This is a genomic window from Caballeronia sp. INDeC2 (assembly GCF_023631325.1).
GTDB lineage: Bacteria > Pseudomonadota > Gammaproteobacteria > Burkholderiales > Burkholderiaceae > Caballeronia.
Genome location: NZ_JALQDG010000041.1, coordinates 55,826 through 72,523 on the forward strand (window position 1 = coordinate 55,826; position 16,698 = coordinate 72,523).

Annotated in this window: 17 protein-coding genes; 9 read left to right on the top strand and 8 right to left on the bottom strand. The window is 60.2% G+C overall.

The window, feature by feature from the left end:
- Positions 1-7: 7 nt before the first annotated feature.
- Entirely contained in the window at positions 8-1,045 is a 1,038-nt protein-coding gene (locus NCS28_RS25990; RefSeq protein WP_250516652.1) for an NAD(P)-dependent alcohol dehydrogenase, read from the top strand.
- Positions 1,046-1,086: 41 nt separating this feature from the next.
- On the opposite strand, the gene NCS28_RS25995 is transcribed toward NCS28_RS25990, so the two are convergent.
- Positions 1,087-1,452 carry a VOC family protein gene (locus NCS28_RS25995; RefSeq protein ID WP_250516653.1) on the bottom strand — a complete coding sequence of 122 codons (366 nt, stop codon included), beginning with the start codon at positions 1,450-1,452 and terminating at the stop codon, positions 1,087-1,089.
- 103 nt (positions 1,453-1,555) lie between these two features.
- Complete coding sequence (locus NCS28_RS26000; RefSeq protein ID WP_250516654.1) at positions 1,556-2,680, bottom strand: VIT1/CCC1 transporter family protein; 1,125 nt, start codon at positions 2,678-2,680, stop codon at positions 1,556-1,558.
- A 333-nt stretch (positions 2,681-3,013) separates the two neighbouring features.
- Here NCS28_RS26000 and NCS28_RS26010 point away from each other — a divergent pair, with 333 nt between their 5' ends.
- Entirely contained in the window at positions 3,014-3,625 is a 612-nt protein-coding gene (locus NCS28_RS26010) for a chromate transporter (protein ID WP_250516655.1), read from the top strand.
- A gap of 4 nt (positions 3,626-3,629) precedes the next feature.
- Positions 3,630-4,157: a chromate transporter gene (locus NCS28_RS26015; RefSeq protein WP_250516656.1), complete on the top strand. Its 528-nt coding sequence runs from the start codon at positions 3,630-3,632 to the stop codon at positions 4,155-4,157.
- A gap of 4 nt (positions 4,158-4,161) precedes the next feature.
- Here NCS28_RS26015 and NCS28_RS26020 read toward each other — a convergent pair whose 3' ends face one another.
- On the bottom strand, positions 4,162-5,166 hold the full coding sequence (locus NCS28_RS26020; RefSeq protein ID WP_250516657.1) for a zinc-dependent alcohol dehydrogenase family protein: 1,005 nt from the start codon (positions 5,164-5,166) through the stop codon (positions 4,162-4,164).
- A 100-nt stretch (positions 5,167-5,266) separates the two neighbouring features.
- On the opposite strand from NCS28_RS26020, the gene NCS28_RS26025 reads away from it, so the two are divergent.
- The 4 genes from NCS28_RS26025 (at position 5,267) to NCS28_RS26040 (ending at position 10,378) form a co-directional block, all read left to right on the top strand.
- Positions 5,267-6,133, top strand: a complete 867-nt coding sequence (locus NCS28_RS26025) for a LysR family transcriptional regulator (RefSeq protein WP_250516658.1) — start codon at positions 5,267-5,269, stop codon at positions 6,131-6,133.
- Between the two features lie 274 nt (positions 6,134-6,407).
- Complete coding sequence (locus NCS28_RS26030) at positions 6,408-6,863, top strand: (2Fe-2S)-binding protein (protein ID WP_250516659.1); 456 nt, start codon at positions 6,408-6,410, stop codon at positions 6,861-6,863.
- A 1-nt stretch (position 6,864) separates the two neighbouring features.
- Positions 6,865-9,099: a xanthine dehydrogenase family protein molybdopterin-binding subunit gene (locus NCS28_RS26035; protein ID WP_250516660.1), complete on the top strand. Its 2,235-nt coding sequence runs from the start codon at positions 6,865-6,867 to the stop codon at positions 9,097-9,099.
- 10 nt (positions 9,100-9,109) lie between these two features.
- A complete protein-coding gene (locus NCS28_RS26040; protein WP_250516661.1) occupies positions 9,110-10,378 on the top strand; it encodes a cytochrome c in 1,269 nt (422 codons plus the stop codon).
- Here NCS28_RS26040 and NCS28_RS26045 read toward each other — a convergent pair.
- A complete protein-coding gene (locus tag NCS28_RS26045; protein ID WP_250516662.1) occupies positions 10,375-10,644 on the bottom strand; it encodes a DUF1488 family protein in 270 nt (89 codons plus the stop codon). The two genes, NCS28_RS26040 and NCS28_RS26045, sit on opposite strands and share 4 nt — an antisense overlap.
- A gap of 457 nt (positions 10,645-11,101) precedes the next feature.
- Here NCS28_RS26045 and NCS28_RS26050 point away from each other — a divergent pair, with 457 nt between their 5' ends.
- Positions 11,102-11,542, top strand: a complete 441-nt coding sequence (locus NCS28_RS26050; protein WP_250516663.1) for a DUF3331 domain-containing protein — start codon at positions 11,102-11,104, stop codon at positions 11,540-11,542.
- Positions 11,543-11,827: 285 nt separating this feature from the next.
- Positions 11,828-12,292 carry an H-NS histone family protein gene (locus NCS28_RS26055; protein ID WP_250516664.1) on the top strand — a complete coding sequence of 155 codons (465 nt, stop codon included), beginning with the start codon at positions 11,828-11,830 and terminating at the stop codon, positions 12,290-12,292.
- An 18-nt stretch (positions 12,293-12,310) separates the two neighbouring features.
- On the opposite strand, the gene NCS28_RS26060 is transcribed toward NCS28_RS26055, so the two are convergent.
- The 4 genes from NCS28_RS26060 to NCS28_RS26075 form a co-directional block, all read right to left on the bottom strand.
- On the bottom strand, positions 12,311-13,792 hold the full coding sequence (locus tag NCS28_RS26060) for an amidase (protein WP_250516665.1): 1,482 nt from the start codon (positions 13,790-13,792) through the stop codon (positions 12,311-12,313).
- 27 nt (positions 13,793-13,819) lie between these two features.
- Positions 13,820-14,779 (bottom strand): LLM class oxidoreductase, encoded by a 960-nt coding sequence (locus NCS28_RS26065; protein WP_250516666.1) that lies wholly within the window; start codon positions 14,777-14,779, stop codon positions 13,820-13,822.
- Positions 14,780-14,884: 105 nt separating this feature from the next.
- On the bottom strand, positions 14,885-16,366 hold the full coding sequence (gene mctP, locus NCS28_RS26070; RefSeq protein ID WP_250516667.1) for a monocarboxylate uptake permease MctP: 1,482 nt from the start codon (positions 16,364-16,366) through the stop codon (positions 14,885-14,887).
- Positions 16,363-16,563, bottom strand: a complete 201-nt coding sequence (locus NCS28_RS26075) for a DUF3311 domain-containing protein (protein ID WP_250516668.1) — start codon at positions 16,561-16,563, stop codon at positions 16,363-16,365. The genes mctP and NCS28_RS26075 overlap by 4 nt, the downstream gene beginning before the upstream one ends.
- Between the last annotated feature and the right edge of the window lie 135 nt (positions 16,564-16,698).

Genomic DNA, 16,698 nt, shown 5'->3' on the forward strand with positions numbered 1-16,698 from the left:
AACGATGATGGAAGCACTGGTTCTCGAAGAAGCAAGGCGCATCAGCTTGCGTCCGTTCAGCTTGCCACAGGTCGTGGGCCCGCGCGACGTGCGCATCAAGATTCATACGGTCGGCATTTGCGGCAGCGATATTCATTACTATCAGCATGGGCGCATCGGACCGTTCGTCGTGAACGAGCCGATGGTGCTCGGGCACGAGGCATCGGGCACGATCGTCGAAGTGGGCGAGGAAGTGAAGCATCTGAGGGCGGGCGATCGCGTCTGCATGGAGCCGGGCGTGCCGGACATGGAATCGCGCGCATCGCGTGAAGGTCTCTATAACCTCGATCCGAAAGTACGCTTCTGGGCGACGCCGCCGGTCAATGGCTGCCTCGCGCCTTATGTCGTGCATCCGGCCGCGTTCACGTACAAGCTGCCGGATAACGTGAGCTTCGCGGAAGGCGCGATCGTCGAGCCGCTGTCGATCGGCTTGCAAGCCGCGAAGAAAGCCGCGATCAAACCGGGCGATGTGGCCGTCGTCCTCGGCGCGGGCACCATCGGCATGATGTGCGCGCTCGCCGCGCTCGCGGGCGGATGCAGCCGCGCGATCGTCTGCGATCTCGTGCAGGAGAAGCTCGATCTGATCGGCGGCGTGCAAGGCGTGACCGCCGTGAACATTCGCGACAGGCCTGTACGCGATGTCGTGAGTGAACTGACGGACGGCTGGGGCGCGGATATCGTGTTCGAAGCGAGCGGCAACGAAAAGGCGTTCGAGGGCATCGTCGATCTGCTGTGTCCGGGCGGCTGCCTCGTGCTTGTCGGCATGCCGCAGCGCGCGATTGCGCTCGATGTGGTCGCGCTGCAGATCAAGGAGGCGCGCATCGAATCGGTATTTCGCTACGCAAATATCTTTCCGCGTGCGATCCAGTTGATCGCGTCGGGCAAGCTCGATGTGAAGCCGTTCATCTCGCGCACGTTCCCGTTCGCGGAGGGCATCAAGGCATTCGAAGAAGCGGCGAGCGGCGTTCCGACCGACGTGAAGGTGCAGATCGTGATGGAAGAATGAGCGCGTCATTCGCATGACGCGCCGCATGCGAAATCGGCGCGTCAGAAAGGCGCTTCGGCCACATGCCACAACACGCCCGAAGGATCGAACACGAAGCCGACCTTCATTCCCCAACTTTGCATCGCGGGCGCACGCGCCGGATTGACGGCAAAGCGCTCGCTCAGTCCTTCGGGATTCGTTTCGCGCCACCATGCGTCGACATCGCGCACCAGCATTTGCAACATGCAGTTTTCCGCGAATTCCTTCACGTAGAAGTTCTGCAGGATGAAGCTGAAGCTCTCGGCTTTCAGCATCGCGATATCGTTGTCCTGATGCGTGATACGAAAGCCCAATGCTTCATAGAAGCGCTTGGACAGCTCGAAGTCTTTGGCGGGGACGAAAGGGCGCAGCGCGAGGAGTTGGCTCATCGGGATGGATCAGTGAGAAGGGAATGCATAGTGTAACGTCCCGCCCACCGCCACACGATCCCAGGGTTGCCGTCGATGCGCTGTGCGTCACGCGGGGCATCGATCATGAAAGCGACACGCCCAGCAGCTTGCCGAGACCGAACGTGCAGCCCGCGGCGACCATTCCGATCAGCACTTGCCGCGTTGCCGAAAAGATCGCGCCACGTCCATTGAATAGCGACGTGAACATGCCTATGCCCGCGAGTCCGAGCCCGCTCAACACGATGCATTGCGCGATGCCGTTCGCGCCGCTCGCCCACAGAAAAGCGATTGCCGGAATGATCGCGCCCACCGCGAACAACGTGAAGGATGCGAGCGCGGCCGTCCAGGGATTGCCCCCAAGCTCGCGCGGATCGAGGCCGAGTTCTTCACGCGTCAGCGTATCCAGAGCCTTGTCCTTATCGCGCATGATTTCAGCGGCGACGCGCTTCGCTTCGGCGGCGTCGATACCCTTCGCCTGATAGATGAGCGCGAGCTCGTGACGCTCCGCATCGGGCATGTGGTCCAGCTCGTCTTTCTCTCTCGCGATTTGCGTGCGCGCGAGTTCGCGCGCGTTGGTGACGGAGAGCCACTCGCCGAGCGCCATCGAAGCAGCCCCCGCGATGAGTCCCGCGAACGCCGTGAGAAGCACCGTTCTGCTGTCGCTGCCCGCGCCCGCGACGCCCATGATGAGGCAAAAGTTCGACACGAGGCCATCGTTCGCACCGAGCACGGCGGCCCGCAGATCGTTGCCCGATGCCACGCCGCGATGCCACGATTCCGCCGCTGCGATCGCGCCGCCTTTGCTCAGGCCTTGGCTGCGGTTCGCCACGTCCTGCGCGATATCCGCGTGATGCCTTTCTTCCGCCGACATCTGCGCCGCATCGGGTTGTTCCGCATATTTGTCGCGATCGGCCATTTCGTTGGCAGCGACCGAGCGCAACACGAAGTACGGGCCGAACGCCTGCGCGAGCGCGCGCATGATTCGCGTTTTCGCCCCGATCCGATGCACTCGCACGGACACGCCGTTCGCCCGCAATTTCGCGGCCCATATGTCGGCGTGACGCCGCTCTGCCTCGGCCAGTTCCGCATACACGCGCCGCTTGTCTTCCTGCTTTTCGGCTTGTGCGAGCGTGTCGTAGAGCGCGGCGCTGTCGAGTTCGTCGGCGAGATTGGTGGCGAATCGTTTGAGCTCGGTGTGGGACGCCATGACGTCACCCTTTATCGTTCGTCTCGTTGATTCAAGAGTAGAGACGAACGCGGCGTCTCGTGGCGATAACCCTACGATGTGCGATGACTGAGAATGGAATCGCGTCTCATCGTCGTCATTGTTTCGACGTGGACCGTGCAATCTTGATTGTTCGCAGCCGTGCTCAAGGCAATTGAAAGCCGCGCGAGTCGATGGGCGATGATCACCGGTCCTACGGCGGCGACGCGAATCGCGCTACACTCGAAACCTTCCTGCGCCGTCATTATTCGCAAGGGCTGTCGTCTTTCACGCGGCTACGTTCGAAGCGGCCTCTTTCCGATAACACGCATCACGATGACTGCCCATACGATCCGCGACATCTCGCCCGCCGACGCGTCGTCGAGTGAAGCGAACACATCCGGCGTGCCGCCCGTGCCCACTTCGTTCGCGCTTTTCAGGGCTTTCTTTTTCATCGGACTGACGGGCTTTGGCGGTGTGTTGCCGTGGGCGCGCCGCATGCTGGTGGAGCGTTTGGGCTGGCTCACGAATCGCGAGTTCGCGGAGTTATTGCCGCTCGCGCAATTGCTGCCGGGGCCGAACGTTGCGAATATCGCGACCGTGCTCGGTCGACAATATCAAGGTGCGAAGGGCGCGATAGTCGCGGTGTTCGCGCTGTATCTCGCGCCGACCATCATCACGATCGGCGTCGGCTATGCGTATGCCCGATGGGGACATGCGCCGATCACCGCACATCTTTTCGCGGGACTCATGCCTGCAGCGACGGGGCTCGTCATCGCGACGGTGCTCAAGCTCGTGACGAGCTTGCCGCGCAGCATGGCGAGCATCGTGCTCGTAGCGGCGACGTTCATCGGCATTGCGCTCATGAAGATTCCGCTTCTCATCGTGCTTGCCGTGCTCGGGCCGCTCGGAACGATCGCAATGCTGCGCCGCGCGCGCAAGGAATGACGCGATGTGGAGCACACTCGTAGATCTCTTCGTGCATGGCTCGATCTGGTCGTTGCTCGCCGTGGGCGGCATGAATGCAACGCTCGCCGATATCGAGTGTTATGCAGTCGATACGCGTCATTGGCTCACGGGCGAGCAATTCGTCACGTTCTTCTCGATCACGCAGGCCGCGCCGGGTCCGAACGGCATGGCGGTCGCATTGATTGGCTTTCAGGCGGCGGGACTTTCCGGAGCATTGGTTTCGACGGTCGCGAAGATCTTGCCTTCTTCACTGATGGCCTATTTCGTGAGCGCATGGGTGGAGCGCAGGCAGGATTCGCGCATCGTTACCGCGATTCGCAAAGGACTCGCACCCGTGACCGTGGGCTTGCTCGTATCGGCCGCTTATGTCTTCACGCGCGAAACGGATGTGAACGTGTCGCGCGCACTTTGCACGATCGTGTGCGCGGTGGTCGCTTATCGCAGCAAGCTCAATCCGATCTATCTCGTCGCCGCGAGCGCTTTGCTTGGACTGGCGGGCGTGTTCGGCTAAGCGCCTAATCGGCAAGCGCTGCGTCGATATCGACGACGATCTTGCCGCGCGCCGTGCCATCCACGAGCGCTTCATAGGCACGCTCCGCGCTGTACAGATCGAAGCGTCTCGCATCGATGCGCGGTACGAGCTTGTCTGCTTCGACGAGCCGCGTCGCTTCATGCAGCATCTCGCCATGATGTGCGCGATGCTGACCCGTCAATAGCGGATGCAGGGTGAACACGCCCGAATAAGTCGCCTCGCGAAACGACAGCGGCGCGAGCGCATGCGTGCCCCATCCCAGCGCGCTGACGACATGACCGAAGTGCTTCACCGCTGCAAACGACGCATCGAGCGAAGCGCCACCGACCGTATCGACGACGAGATCGAAGCCCGCGCCGTTCGTATGCGTGGCGACGTATTGCTCGACGCCCGTCTTGCGGTAGTCGATCGGCGTCGCATCGAGGCTATGAATGAAGGCGTGATCGCGCTCGCTTGCGGTCGCGAAGACATTCGCGCCGAGTGCGCGTGCGAGTTGCACGGACACATGCCCCACGCCACCGGCGCCGCCTTGCACGAGCACGGTTTGCCCCGCTTGCAAATGCGCGCGATCGACGATGCCCGCGTAAGACGTGATGAAAGCGAGCGGCAACGCGGCCGCGCTGCGCATCGAAAGATTCGCGGGCTTGTGCGCGAGAAGCGCGGCATCGACCGCGGCATATTGTGCGAGCGAGCCTTGGATGCCGCCGACACCGCCGGTCATGCCATAGACCGCATCGCCGGGCTTGAACGAATCGACGCCCGCACCGACTGCTTCGACGATACCTGCCATATCGATGCCGAGCACGAGCGGCAGCGGATGTTTTGCATGGGCCGCAGCGCCCGCGCGAATCTTGGTATCGAGCGGATTGAGCCCGCTTGCGGCGATACGCACGAGGACTTGACCCGGCCCCGGCTCGGGACGATCGAACTCGACGAGTTCGAGCGGACCATTATGACGATCGAGAACGAGTGCTTGCATGGTGGACATCGTCGGCTCCGGGAGATTGAAGGTTGATTGCAACACGCTCATACTCCGCCATGCACGCGAAGCATGTAAATCGACAGAACCGCACGGTGGTCATACGAAAATGAATGGGCCGAATCTCGAATGGAGCGATGTTCGCGTCTTCCTCGCGATTGCGCGAAGCGGCACGCTGGGCGCGGCCGCGAGAATGATCGGCCAGACCCAGCCGACGATGGGCCGGCGATTACGCGCGCTAGAAGAAACCTTGGGCCACGTACTTTTCCAGCGTACGAGCGATGGATTCGTATTGACCGACGAGGGCGCGGCGGTGCTTTCTTATGCCGAACGCATGGAAGAAGAAGCGCTCGGTTTTACGCGGGCGCTCGCGGGTCAGGATGCGAAGCTTACGGGCTCGCTACGGGTTTCGTCATCGGACTGGTTCGGCGTGCATGTGCTTACGCCGGTATTCGCGCGCTTTCTCGCGAAACATCCCGATGTATCGATCGAACTTATCACCGATGCGCGGCGCTATAACCCCGCGCGGCGCGAGGCGGATCTCGTCTTTCGGATCACGCCGTTCGACGAAGCCGACGTCATTCAGCGCAAGCTCATGCATATCGATTACGCGCTGTATGGACGTGCGGAACTTGCAATACCGAAAGCAGGCGATGGAAAAGGGAAAACGCTCATCAGCATGGATAGCGCATTCGATCAATTGCCGGACGTGCTATGGGTGAAGCGCATGTTGCCCAACGCGAAAATCGTTTTCGGCAGCAATAGTCGCGACGCGCAAGCGCATATGTGCGCACAAGGCGCGGGATACGCGGTTTTGCCATGTCCTTTAGGCGATGCCGACGCGCGTCTTGCGCGCTTCGATCTCGGAGAAGCGCCGCCCGGAAGGGATGTATGGCTGGGTTATCACCGCGACCTGAAACGCCTCGCGCGCTTGCGTGCGTTGCTCGATGAAACGATTGCAACGCTCGGCGGGTGAGCAAGTTGACTACTCATGCAACTAACTGTCCTTTTCGATAACCGTCATTAAATTGATCGCGCTATCGCACCGTATTGGAGTTTCAGGCAATCAGGAACATTGAACGACCACGCACCAATCTAAAGCGCAAAAGCAGAGTCATCCGTAATCGCGCCGCCATCCAAGCCTGATTCTTAAAGCGGCGCTACAATCCCGATGCACTAAATCCGACTGCTACCCCACGCAGTCGCGCATTTGCGATATCCGCCGAAAACGTTATAAGCCGGAGCCGCTCATGACTACGCTTTCCATCAACGGCCAGAACCATACGATCGATGCGCCGCCCGACATGCCGCTTCTTTGGGCATTGCGCGACATCGTGGGACTGACAGGAACCAAATTCGGCTGCGGCATCGCGCAGTGCGGTGCTTGCACCGTTCATCTCGATGGTGTCGCCGTTCGTTCATGCGTATTGCCGATTGCAGCCGTCGGCGATCGCAAGGTGACGACGATCGAAGGCGTCGGCGACACGCCTGCCGGCAGAAAAGTGCAAGAAGCATGGCGTCGACTCGATGTCGTGCAGTGCGGTTATTGCCAGTCCGGACAAGTTATGTCCGCGGCGGCATTGCTCGCCGCCGTTCCCGATCCCAACGACTCCGATATCGATGCAGCAATGGCGGGCAATATCTGCCGCTGCGGCACCTATCACCGCATCCGCGCCGCCATCAAGCAAGCATCGAAGGAGGCGTGACATGTCGCAGGGATTGATCGAGGCGGGACGGCATGCGGCTCGCGCGGGCTTATCGCGTCGTACGTTTTTGAAGCTCGGTTTGACGGCGGGGGTCGCCGCAAGCGGCGGATTGCTGATCGGCTTTAGCCTGCCCGCCGCGAGTCAGGATCAGCGCAAAGGCAAATCGGTGATCGGCGGCGATGCCAACGAGTCTCCGCAAGACGGCATATTCGCGCCGAATGCTTTCGTACAGATCGACAAGAGCGGCAAGATCGTGCTCATCATGCCGAAGGTCGAGATGGGTCAGGGCGTCTATACCGCGCTGCCCATGTTGATCGCCGAGGAACTCGACGTGCCGCTCGAAAGCGTCACGATCGATCATGCGCCGCCCAACGAAAAGCTCTTCACCGACCCGCTATTGGGCGGCCAGTTGACGGGCGGCTCGACTTCCGTGCGCTATGCATGGGAACCATTGCGCAAGGCCGGCGCGGCCGCGCGCATGATGCTCGTCGCGGCGGCGGCGCAGCAATGGCAATGCGATCCGTCGGCTTGTACTGCGCAAGGCGGCAAGGTGATGCATGCATCGGGCGATCGCAGCGCGAGCTATGCCGATCTCGCCGAAGCGGCCGCGAAATTGCCCGTGCCGCAAGATATCAAGCTGAAGGATCCGCATAACTTGAAGATAATCGGCACACCGGTCAAACGTCTCGATTCGCCGGAGAAAGTCGACGGCACAGCGATGTTCGGTCTCGACGTGCGCTTGCCCGACATGGTGTATGCGGCGATCGTGAATTGCCCGGTATTCGGCGGCACGCTCGCATCGGTCGACGATAGCAACGCGAAGAAGATTCCCGGCGTCCGTCAGATAGTGAAGTTCGACAATGGCGTCGCGGTTATCGGGGAACATACATGGGCGGCCAAGCGAGGCGCCGCCGCATTGCAGATTCAATGGAACGAAGGCGCGAGCGCGGGCGTATCGACGAAGCAGATCGTCGATGACATGGCGCAAGCATCGCAACGCACGGGCGCTGTCGCGCGCAAGGAAGGCAACGTGGACGACGCGTTTTCCAAGGCGAAGACACGCGTCGACGCAGTCTATGTCCAGCCGTTTCTCGCGCATGCGACGATGGAGCCGATCAACTGCACCGTGCATGTGCGCCCCGATGGCTGCGATATCTGGCTCGGCACGCAAGTGCCTACGCGTATCCGCGATGCCGGAATGAAAGCGACTGGCTTGCCCGCAGAGAAGATCGTCGTGCATAACCATCTGCTCGGCGGCGGCTTCGGCAGGCGGCTCGAATTCGACATGGCCACGCAAGCGCTCAAGATCGGCAAGGCGCTAGGCGTGCCCGTGAAGGTCACATGGACGCGAGAGGAAGATATTCAGCACGATATGTATCGACCGTGCTATTACGACAAGTTATCCGCGGGACTCGATGCGAACGGCAAGCCGGTTGCATGGACGCATCGCATCGTCGGGTCTTCGGTGCTCGCGCGCTTTGCGCCGCCCGCTTTCAAGGACGGTATCGATCCCGATGCGGTAGAAGTGGCATCCGACCTTCCCTACGATCTGCCCAATCAAGTTGTCGATTATGTTCGACTCGAACCGCGTAATGTACCCACCGCATTCTGGCGCGGCGTGGGACCGACGCGCGGCACCTTCGTCGTCGAAAGCTTTATAGACGAGCTGGCGATTCAGGCGAAAGCAGACCCCGTCGAATACAGACGCGCTTTGCTCGGCAAGTCGCCGCGCGCACGTAATGTGCTCGACGTCGCGACACAGGCGGCCGGCTGGGGAAAGCAGTCGATGCCGCAAGGACAAGGACGCGGCGTCTCGGTCATGCATGCGTTCGGCAGTTTCTTCGCGATCGTCGCGGATGTATCGGTCGATAAAGACGGCGCGGTGAAGGTGAACCGTATCGTGTGCGCGGTCGATTGCGGCATGGTCGTGAATCCCAATACGGTCGAAGCGCAAGTGCAAGGCGGCATCATCTTCGGTATCACGGCTGCGCTTTATAGTGAAATCACCATTAAAGACGGGCGCGTCGAGCAAAGCAATTTCACCGATTATCGAATGCTGCGCATCGACGAAACGCCGCCGGTGGAAGTGCATATCGTAAAGAGCACGGAAGCCCCTGGAGGCATTGGCGAACCGGGCACAGCGGCGCTTGCACCGGCTATCACCAATGCAATTCATGCAGCAACAGGCAAACGGCTGAGGCAGTTACCGGTGGGCAATCAATTGCGTAACGCTTGAGGAGGCCGTCATGAAAAATGCACTCAAGCTTCTCTTTGCGGTGTCGTTTGCTTTCGTCTCTTCGGCTCATGCGGCCGACGATGCGCTCGTCGCACGCGGCGCGTATCTCGCGAAGGCGGGCGACTGCGTTGCGTGCCATTCAGCGCCGCGCGGCAAGCCACTTGCGGGCGGCTTGCCGATGATGACGCCCCTAGGCGCGATCTACACGACCAATATCACGCCCGATCCGGACACGGGTATCGGCCGCTACACCGAAGAAGATTTCGCGCGAGCGATGCGTGAAGGCGTGGCGAAAGACGGTCACAATCTTTATCCGGCGATGCCGTATCCGTCTTATGCAAAGGTCAACGACGAGGACATACATGCTCTCTACGCGTATTTCATGCATGGCGTAACGCCTGTCAAGCAGGCCAATCGTGAGCCGGACATGAAATGGCCGCTCAATATGCGCTGGCCGCTGAAGTTATGGAACGCGGTGTTTCTCGACAAAGGGATTTATCGAAACAAGGCCGGCCAGGATGTCGCCTGGAATCGCGGCGCTTATCTGATTCAGGGCCTCGGGCATTGCGGGTCGTGTCATACGCCGCGCGGCATCGCGTTTCAGGAGAAAGGACTCGACGAAAGCAGCAGCGCCTATTTGACGGGCGGCCTGCTCGATAACTGGTTCGCTTCCAATCTGACGGGCGAACACAATACCGGACTGGGACGCTGGTCCGAGCAGGACGTCGCGACCTTTCTCAACACGGGCGCGAATGCGCATGCGTCGGCATTCGGCTCGATGACGAGCGTCATCAATAACAGTACGCAGGAACTAAGCGACGCGGATATCGCCGCGATGGCGCGCTACCTGAAGTCATTACCTGCGTCGGGCGGCAATGGCGGCGCGCCGTATTCATATGATCCGAAAGCGACCAGAGTGTCATTGACACGCCCGGCCGCGACGGACTCGGGCGCGCGTGTCTATACCGCTTATTGCATGCACTGCCACGGCGTGGATGGCCGGGGCTTTGCGCCGATGCTTGCGCCGCTTGCGGGCAATCCAAACGTTCTGGAGAAGGATCCATCGTCACTCATCAACGTGACGCTGAACGGCACCGGCGATCTCGTGCTGCATGGCGTGCCTGCGCCTTATCCGATGCCTCGCTATGCGCCTGTGCTGAGCGATCAGCAAGTCGCCGATGTGCTGACCTTCATTCGCGGCGCCTGGAACAACAATACCCCGGCGGTCCAGGTGGAGGACGTAGCGAAGCTGCGCAAGGCGACGCAGGCTGCGCGCTAGGAAGAGAAATCCATGACATCCAGATGAACCGACCCGGATGGATGAGCGAGGAACTTTCGATGCACGCGAGCGCTGATCCGCTCGTAGCCGTCGCTCAGTGCTTTTAACAGGCGCTCGTCGCTCGCCCCGGCCGGCGCCCAGAAGCACTGCTCCAATGCCTTGCGCGTGATGTTGCATTGAATTGCCTGTTCGCGCGAGAACGCGACAAAGCTGACGGAGGCACGGTCCGCCGAGATGGTGGCATGGATCGAGAGCTTGCTTGTCATGATTCGACAGGAGAAATGCGGTTCGCTGGTTTTTATTGTGTCAGAAATCGATGAGTTCGCGCATCCTCGATTCAACGTGAAACGTGCGCCAACGGCCAGAAGCAAGCATTCGTCAGGGACGACGCACAGCTTGTACCGCAAACATCTGATTATTCAAGCGAACGTTCGTTCGCGCTCGTTTCGTCATTAAAAATCCGCTGACTAACTCGGGTTGCACCTTTCCGTGGGGCACGTTGCACGCGAATCCGAACCATCGAAGCTGGCGCGCCTGCCTAACTATGTCCAAGAAAAATGAAAAGAAAAGCATGCTCAGGTGTACTACTCTAGGAACGATTATCCGAAGCGGCGTGCCAGACCGGCTCAGGAAGCGGGTCGTGCGGCGCATTTCCCGGAACTCCACCGGCAACGTCCATGCGCCTGCTGTCGCGGCGGGCGTTGTCGACAGCAGGAGCGGAACATGAAGCATCCATCGTTGATGGATCCCTGGAGCCGTACCTTGGCGATGCTCGACAGCCGTCCGAGCCGCCCGTCCGAAGCGAACGAGAAATTGACGCTAGTGACACGATCGCTCGTGCGCAACGTCCCGGGCAAAAGTTCGTGCATGGGATCTGGCGAAGAGCATTGCGTCAATATTCGCGTGCTGGAGCGTCTGAGCGAATCGACGCTGGCGCTCTCATGGCACGATCCCACGTCGTTCAATTACTCGGAGCAGGTCTGGGCGCTGTGCACGGCCCGCAAACGCGGCACATGCGCATTGAGCGGACAGGCAATCAGGCGCGGACAGCCGGTCTATAGGCCTAGACGTGTCGGCAGCTCGGTGCCGCTCAATAGCGGCGCGATGATTCTCGCGCTTGCATTGACGCCCGCTGAACAGGAATCGAGCGTCGTTTCCGAGTGATCGATTGCACTCTAGGGGCACGCGTGCGCAAGGCACGCGTCCGTGCTTGATAGTGCGATGACAATGTTAATCGTCTGAATCAAGCTGCATATCTCGCTAGCGTAAATGCCGACGCGCTCATGATATGCGCCGTGAATAAATTGAAGTACTTGAAATCAATCTTTTCACAAATGTACTTGGCATCGGCTTATTTAGATAAAATTTGCCTGTGGCGGAAATCGGGCGTCGAGCATACTCATTAGACGGACGCCTCGTGATTCACAACAGGACGATCCGGGAGGGGACATGGCTACATTGGCTCAATTGGAAAGCCAGATTCTGAAATTGCAGCGCCGTGCAGATGAATTGCGGGAAAGAGAGTCAATCAAGGTGATCGCTCAAATCCGGGCGATGATGGACGAATATGGCTTGACCACGGCAGATCTTGCCCAAGCAGGCTTAGGGACAAGGAAACAACGCGGCCGCCCGCCTGGTTCGAAGAATTCGGCCGGCTCAAAGAATGGTGCAGTCAAGTCCAAGCTTCCACCGAAGTATCGCGACCCGCTATCGGGCGCGACGTGGAGCGGACATGCGCGCCCGCCTGCATGGATAAAGGATGCGCCTGACCGCAGCGTGTTCTTGATCGATGGTGCATCGGGCAAGAATGGCGCGCGGCGGGGCCGTGCGGCATCGGTGTCGCATACTACCGGCGCCAAGCGGGCAGGACGCACGGGCGCAAAGAGAGCCGCGCGCAAGAGTGCTGCTGCCTGATGGTTATCGCGCGTTGATCTATTCGCTTCGACCAAGCAAGGGACTGCGCGTGCTGGAGAATCCGCTTGTGCAATCGTAAGCAAGCCCGATTTGCAGCACGCCGAGATCGCCTTGTGTTGGGCCGATAATCTGCAATCCGGCCGGCAAGCCTCCGGGACCAAACCCGGCCGGGGCGCTCAACGCGGGCAGCGAAGCCATCGTTGCGGGAACGACGGTTTCCATCCATCGATGATAGGTATCCATCTCCCGGCCAGCGATAGCATGAGGCCAGTCGAGTTCCGCATCGAATGGAAAAACCTGCGCCGATGGCATCAGCAGATAATCGAAGCGATCGAATAGCGCGTTAATTGCCTGATACCACGCCGTGCGGTCGCGCACCGCGCGCGAAACATCTTCTCCCGATAAGTTCAGACCGCGCTCTATTTCCCATACGGCTTCGGGTTTGAGCAGCTCGCGCCTGGCGGCGTCGCGATAGAGGGGCTCGTTGTTGCCGGAGAACGAGAGGCTGCGCAGATCGATCCATGCATTCCAGAGACGATCGAAATCGAAGTCGATCCTCGCCGCTTCGACAGTGCAACCCACTGTTTCGAAGTGACGCAGCGCCGATGCGTACGTGTCCATCAAACCCGTTTCCATCGGCAGATGTCCGTTCAGGTCGCCCAGCCAGCCGATGCGTGTACCGCGCGCGTCGCGTTCGAGCGCATTCGCGAAATCAGCGGGCTTGTCGCTTCTGCGGGACAGCGGCGCGCGCGCATCGAATCCCGCCTGCACCGACAATAACAATCCAAGATCAGGAATGTTTCGCGCGATAGGACCGGCGACGCTGAATTGTTGAAAGAACACGTCGTCGCTGGGCGCATAAGGCACGCATCCCGGTGTCGTGCGAAAGCCGAAGACGTTATTGAATGCGGTGGGCGTGCGTAAAGAGCCCATCATGTCGGAGCCATCCGCGCACGGCAGCATCCGCAACGCGACTGAAACGGCCGCGCCGCCGCTGCTGCCGCCCGCGGAGCGCGATTGATCGAATGCGTTGCGCGTAGTGCCGTACACCGGATTATAGGTGTGGCCGCCCAGGCCGAATTCCGGCGAATTCGTACGGCCGATGAATATTGCGCCTGCTTTGCGCATGCGCTCGAAAACGACTGCATCGACACGGGTAATTTCGCCCGCAAATATCGGCGAGCCTTTCGTCGTGACCATGCCGGCGACGGGCAGAATGTCTTTGGGAGCCTGCGGAAAGCCGTGCAGAGGTCCGAGGCTTTCGCCCTTGGATAACTGCGCATCGCGTTCGGTGGCGAGCGCGCGCAGCGCATCGCGATCCTGCATTGCGACGATCGCATTGACCGCAGGGTTGATGCGATCGATTTGCGCAAGGTAGGCGTTCATCACTTCGACGCAGGAGACATCGCGTGCATGAATCGCTCGAGAAAGAGCGACGGCGCCGAGCGAGACGATATCGTCGCTAGGCAGGAACGCGGAGTTTGCATCGAGTGCGGTCATGGTCTTGTCGTGAATGAGAGAACGGATTCAGCGATGAAACGCGGGAAGCACATGTGCGGCGACTTCGTCGATGATATCGCGCGCAGGCCTTCGTTCCGATGTGATGTTGAGCGTCACGTGATGTGTGCCGCTCTCGCGCATCTCATGCAGGAGCGTAACGAGCGCGCGACGTCCCGTGCGATAGCCGAGCGAAATATCGGTTGCGGGCTCATCGGCATCGTCGCTGAGATCGAGCCGCATGGCGACGCCAAAGACACGAAACGCTCCCGACGCCGCGCGATCGACCGCCGCGCGCCACATGCTGTATCGTCCGCGCTGCGCTTGCGGTTCGCGATGATAAGTCATCCAGCCAAGCGAGTGACGCGCAATCCAGTCGACGCTCTGACCGCCGGAACCGACGGCCAGCATCGGAATGGAAATGTTATGGCGAGGCAGGAGATAGAACTCGGGCGCGCCTTCGGGTGCCTGGTCGGGAATCACGCGAGAGGGCACGGCGACGGCTGCGGCGAGGGTTTCCCAATGCTGTCGGTAAAGTTCTCGCCGCTCATCGGGGTCACGGCCAAAAGCCGCATATTCCGGCGGACGATCGCCTGAGCCGACGCCGAGAATGAAGCGTCCTTTCGAGAGCGTATCGACGGATGTCGCGCCCTTCGCGACATGAAGCGGATGCCTGAGCGTCAATACGATCGCGCCACTGATCAGCGCGATGCGTTCGGTATTCGATGCGAGCGCGCCAAGCAACACCCACGGGTCGAGATGTCCGACGGGGTCAGGGTAATCGATACTATTGAGCGGAACATCGCGAATCCAGAGCGCGCGAAAGCCGAGCTGATCGGCGAGTCGCGCAAGCGCTATCTGCTCGTTGAAGTCGACGGTACTTTGGTTATCCCGTGTGATCGGCAATGTCATGCCGATGGAGAGCCTGTCTTGCGCAAACACCGCATTCGCGATGGAAGACGAGGCCGGAGCATTCTCGATTGCGGTCATGACACGCATTGCGTCAAGAAGAGGACTTGACGCCGATGGTATCACTGCCTTTGCAAACAATGCCCGGCGCAGTGAAGCACCGGGCATTGTCGATGCATCGCGCGTTCAGGCCGCCGGCACCACGCTGCGCCGCGTGACCTGCGAAACGACGTAAGTCACGACGATATTCACGACGAGTGCAATCAGGCCGATATACACCGGCCACGAGGCGTCGCCGAGATGCACCGCATAGACCGGCTTGAGTCCTTGCGAGATCGCGAGGCCTGTGCCCAATACGATGCCGAATAGCCAGCCGAGAAAGAGCCCAGGCGTCGTCAGTCGTCGCGTGAAGAGCGTGAACACCATGGCCGGAAAGATCTGCAGGATCCACACGCCGCCGAGCAGTTGCAGATCGATCGCATACTGCGTCGGAAGGAACACGATGAACAGCAAAGCGCCGAACTTCACGACGAGCGATACGAGTTTTGCAGTCGATGCTTCGGCCGCGGACGACATGTCGGGCGAAACGAGCGGACGCCACAAGTTACGTGTGAAAAGATTCGCCGCGCCGATCGACATGATCGCCGCCGGCACGAGCGCGCTGATAGCAATCGCCGCCGCCGCAAAGCCCACGAACCACGATGGAAAGAGCGTGCCGAACAATGCCGGCACGACATCCGATGCCGACTTCACATGCACGCCCGCCGCAATCGCCATATAGCCGAGCAGCGCGATCAGACCGAGCAGCAGGGTATAAGCGGGCAGGAAGATGGCGTTCTTGCGCACCGTCGTCGCGGACGATGAGGAGAGTACCGCGGTCATCGTATGCGGATACATGAATGCGGCAAGCGCCGAGCCCAGCGCAAGCGATGCATAGGCCGTGAATTGACCCGGCTTGAGGATGATGCCAGTCGGGCCGCCCTTCGCCTTGAAGTATTGATCGGCCGAATCGAACACATGCGCATAACCGCCGAGCTTCGCAGGAATGAGCCATATCGCCGCGATCACGACGATATAGATCATGATGTCCTTTACAAAGGCGATCATCGCGGGGGCGCGCAGGCCGCTCGTGTAGGTATAAAGCGCGAGAATCACGAATGCGATGATGAGCGGCAGTTCGCCCGCTACGCCCAGACCCTTGATGACCACTTGCATGCCGACGAGTTGCAGCGCGATATAAGGCATGGTCGCGACGATGCCCGTGATCGCGACCGCCGCAGGAAACCACTTGCCGCCGTATTCACCCTGCACGTAATCGGCGCCGGTGATGTGATTCTTCGCATGCGCGATCGTCCATAACTTGGGCATCACCGCGAATACGAACGGATAGACGATGATCGTGTAAGGCAGGGCGAAGAAGCCGTACGCACCGACTGAATAGACGAGCGCCGGTACGGCGATCACCGTATAGGCGGTATAGAAATCGCCGCCGACGAGGAACCATGAAATCAACACACCGAACTGGCGGCCGCCCAGACCCCATTCGTGAAGCTGCGTGAGATCGCCACGCTTCCAGCGCGCGGCAAAGAAACCGACGACAGTTACGAGCGCAAAGAACGCGATGAAGATCGTCATCGCAACCGGATCGACCGGCTTGAGATCGTTCATTTCAGGCCCCTGTGCACGACGTAAAGCAGGACCGACGTGAGCGGCACCCACAGGAATTGATACCAATAGAAGAACGGGAATCCCGCGAATGAAGGACGCGTGTCGTTATAGAACGGCAGCCAGAGCAGGGCGACGTAGGGTATCAATAGCGCGACCCAGAGCCATGCGCTGCTGTGCGTAACGTTGTTGGATTCCAAAGCTTCTCTCCTCGTGAATCAGCGCTGAAAAGAACGTGCCGGCGCGCGGCCTCGACATCCGTTTTGCCGCTGCGTGCAAGGGCCGCGCCGCTAACGGCTGCGCATTATCCAACTTATTTTGCTTTGTTGCCCGGC

Excerpts from the sequence above, each read along its gene's own strand:
- NCS28_RS26015 (WP_250516656.1), top strand. The coding sequence starts at position 3,630 with ATGTGGAGCACACTCGTAGATCTCTTCGTGCATGGCTCGATCTGGTCG.
- NCS28_RS25995 (WP_250516653.1), bottom strand. The coding sequence starts at position 1,452 with ATGAGCCAACTCCTCGCGCTGCGCCCTTTCGTCCCCGCCAAAGACTTC.
- NCS28_RS26025 (WP_250516658.1), top strand. The coding sequence starts at position 5,267 with ATGAATGGGCCGAATCTCGAATGGAGCGATGTTCGCGTCTTCCTCGCG.
- NCS28_RS26050 (WP_250516663.1), top strand. The coding sequence starts at position 11,102 with ATGAAGCATCCATCGTTGATGGATCCCTGGAGCCGTACCTTGGCGATG.
- NCS28_RS26000 (WP_250516654.1), bottom strand. The coding sequence starts at position 2,680 with ATGGCGTCCCACACCGAGCTCAAACGATTCGCCACCAATCTCGCCGAC.
- NCS28_RS26040 (WP_250516661.1), top strand. The coding sequence starts at position 9,110 with ATGAAAAATGCACTCAAGCTTCTCTTTGCGGTGTCGTTTGCTTTCGTC.
- NCS28_RS26010 (WP_250516655.1), top strand. The coding sequence starts at position 3,014 with ATGACTGCCCATACGATCCGCGACATCTCGCCCGCCGACGCGTCGTCG.
- NCS28_RS26035 (WP_250516660.1), top strand. The coding sequence starts at position 6,865 with ATGTCGCAGGGATTGATCGAGGCGGGACGGCATGCGGCTCGCGCGGGC.
- NCS28_RS26045 (WP_250516662.1), bottom strand. The coding sequence starts at position 10,644 with ATGACAAGCAAGCTCTCGATCCATGCCACCATCTCGGCGGACCGTGCC.
- NCS28_RS26020 (WP_250516657.1), bottom strand. The coding sequence starts at position 5,166 with ATGTCCACCATGCAAGCACTCGTTCTCGATCGTCATAATGGTCCGCTC.
- NCS28_RS26060 (WP_250516665.1), bottom strand. The coding sequence starts at position 13,792 with ATGACCGCACTCGATGCAAACTCCGCGTTCCTGCCTAGCGACGATATC.
- NCS28_RS26065 (WP_250516666.1), bottom strand. The coding sequence starts at position 14,779 with ATGACCGCAATCGAGAATGCTCCGGCCTCGTCTTCCATCGCGAATGCG.
- NCS28_RS26055 (WP_250516664.1), top strand. The coding sequence starts at position 11,828 with ATGGCTACATTGGCTCAATTGGAAAGCCAGATTCTGAAATTGCAGCGC.
- NCS28_RS26030 (WP_250516659.1), top strand. The coding sequence starts at position 6,408 with ATGACTACGCTTTCCATCAACGGCCAGAACCATACGATCGATGCGCCG.
- NCS28_RS25990 (WP_250516652.1), top strand. The coding sequence starts at position 8 with ATGGAAGCACTGGTTCTCGAAGAAGCAAGGCGCATCAGCTTGCGTCCG.
- mctP (WP_250516667.1), bottom strand. The coding sequence starts at position 16,366 with ATGAACGATCTCAAGCCGGTCGATCCGGTTGCGATGACGATCTTCATC.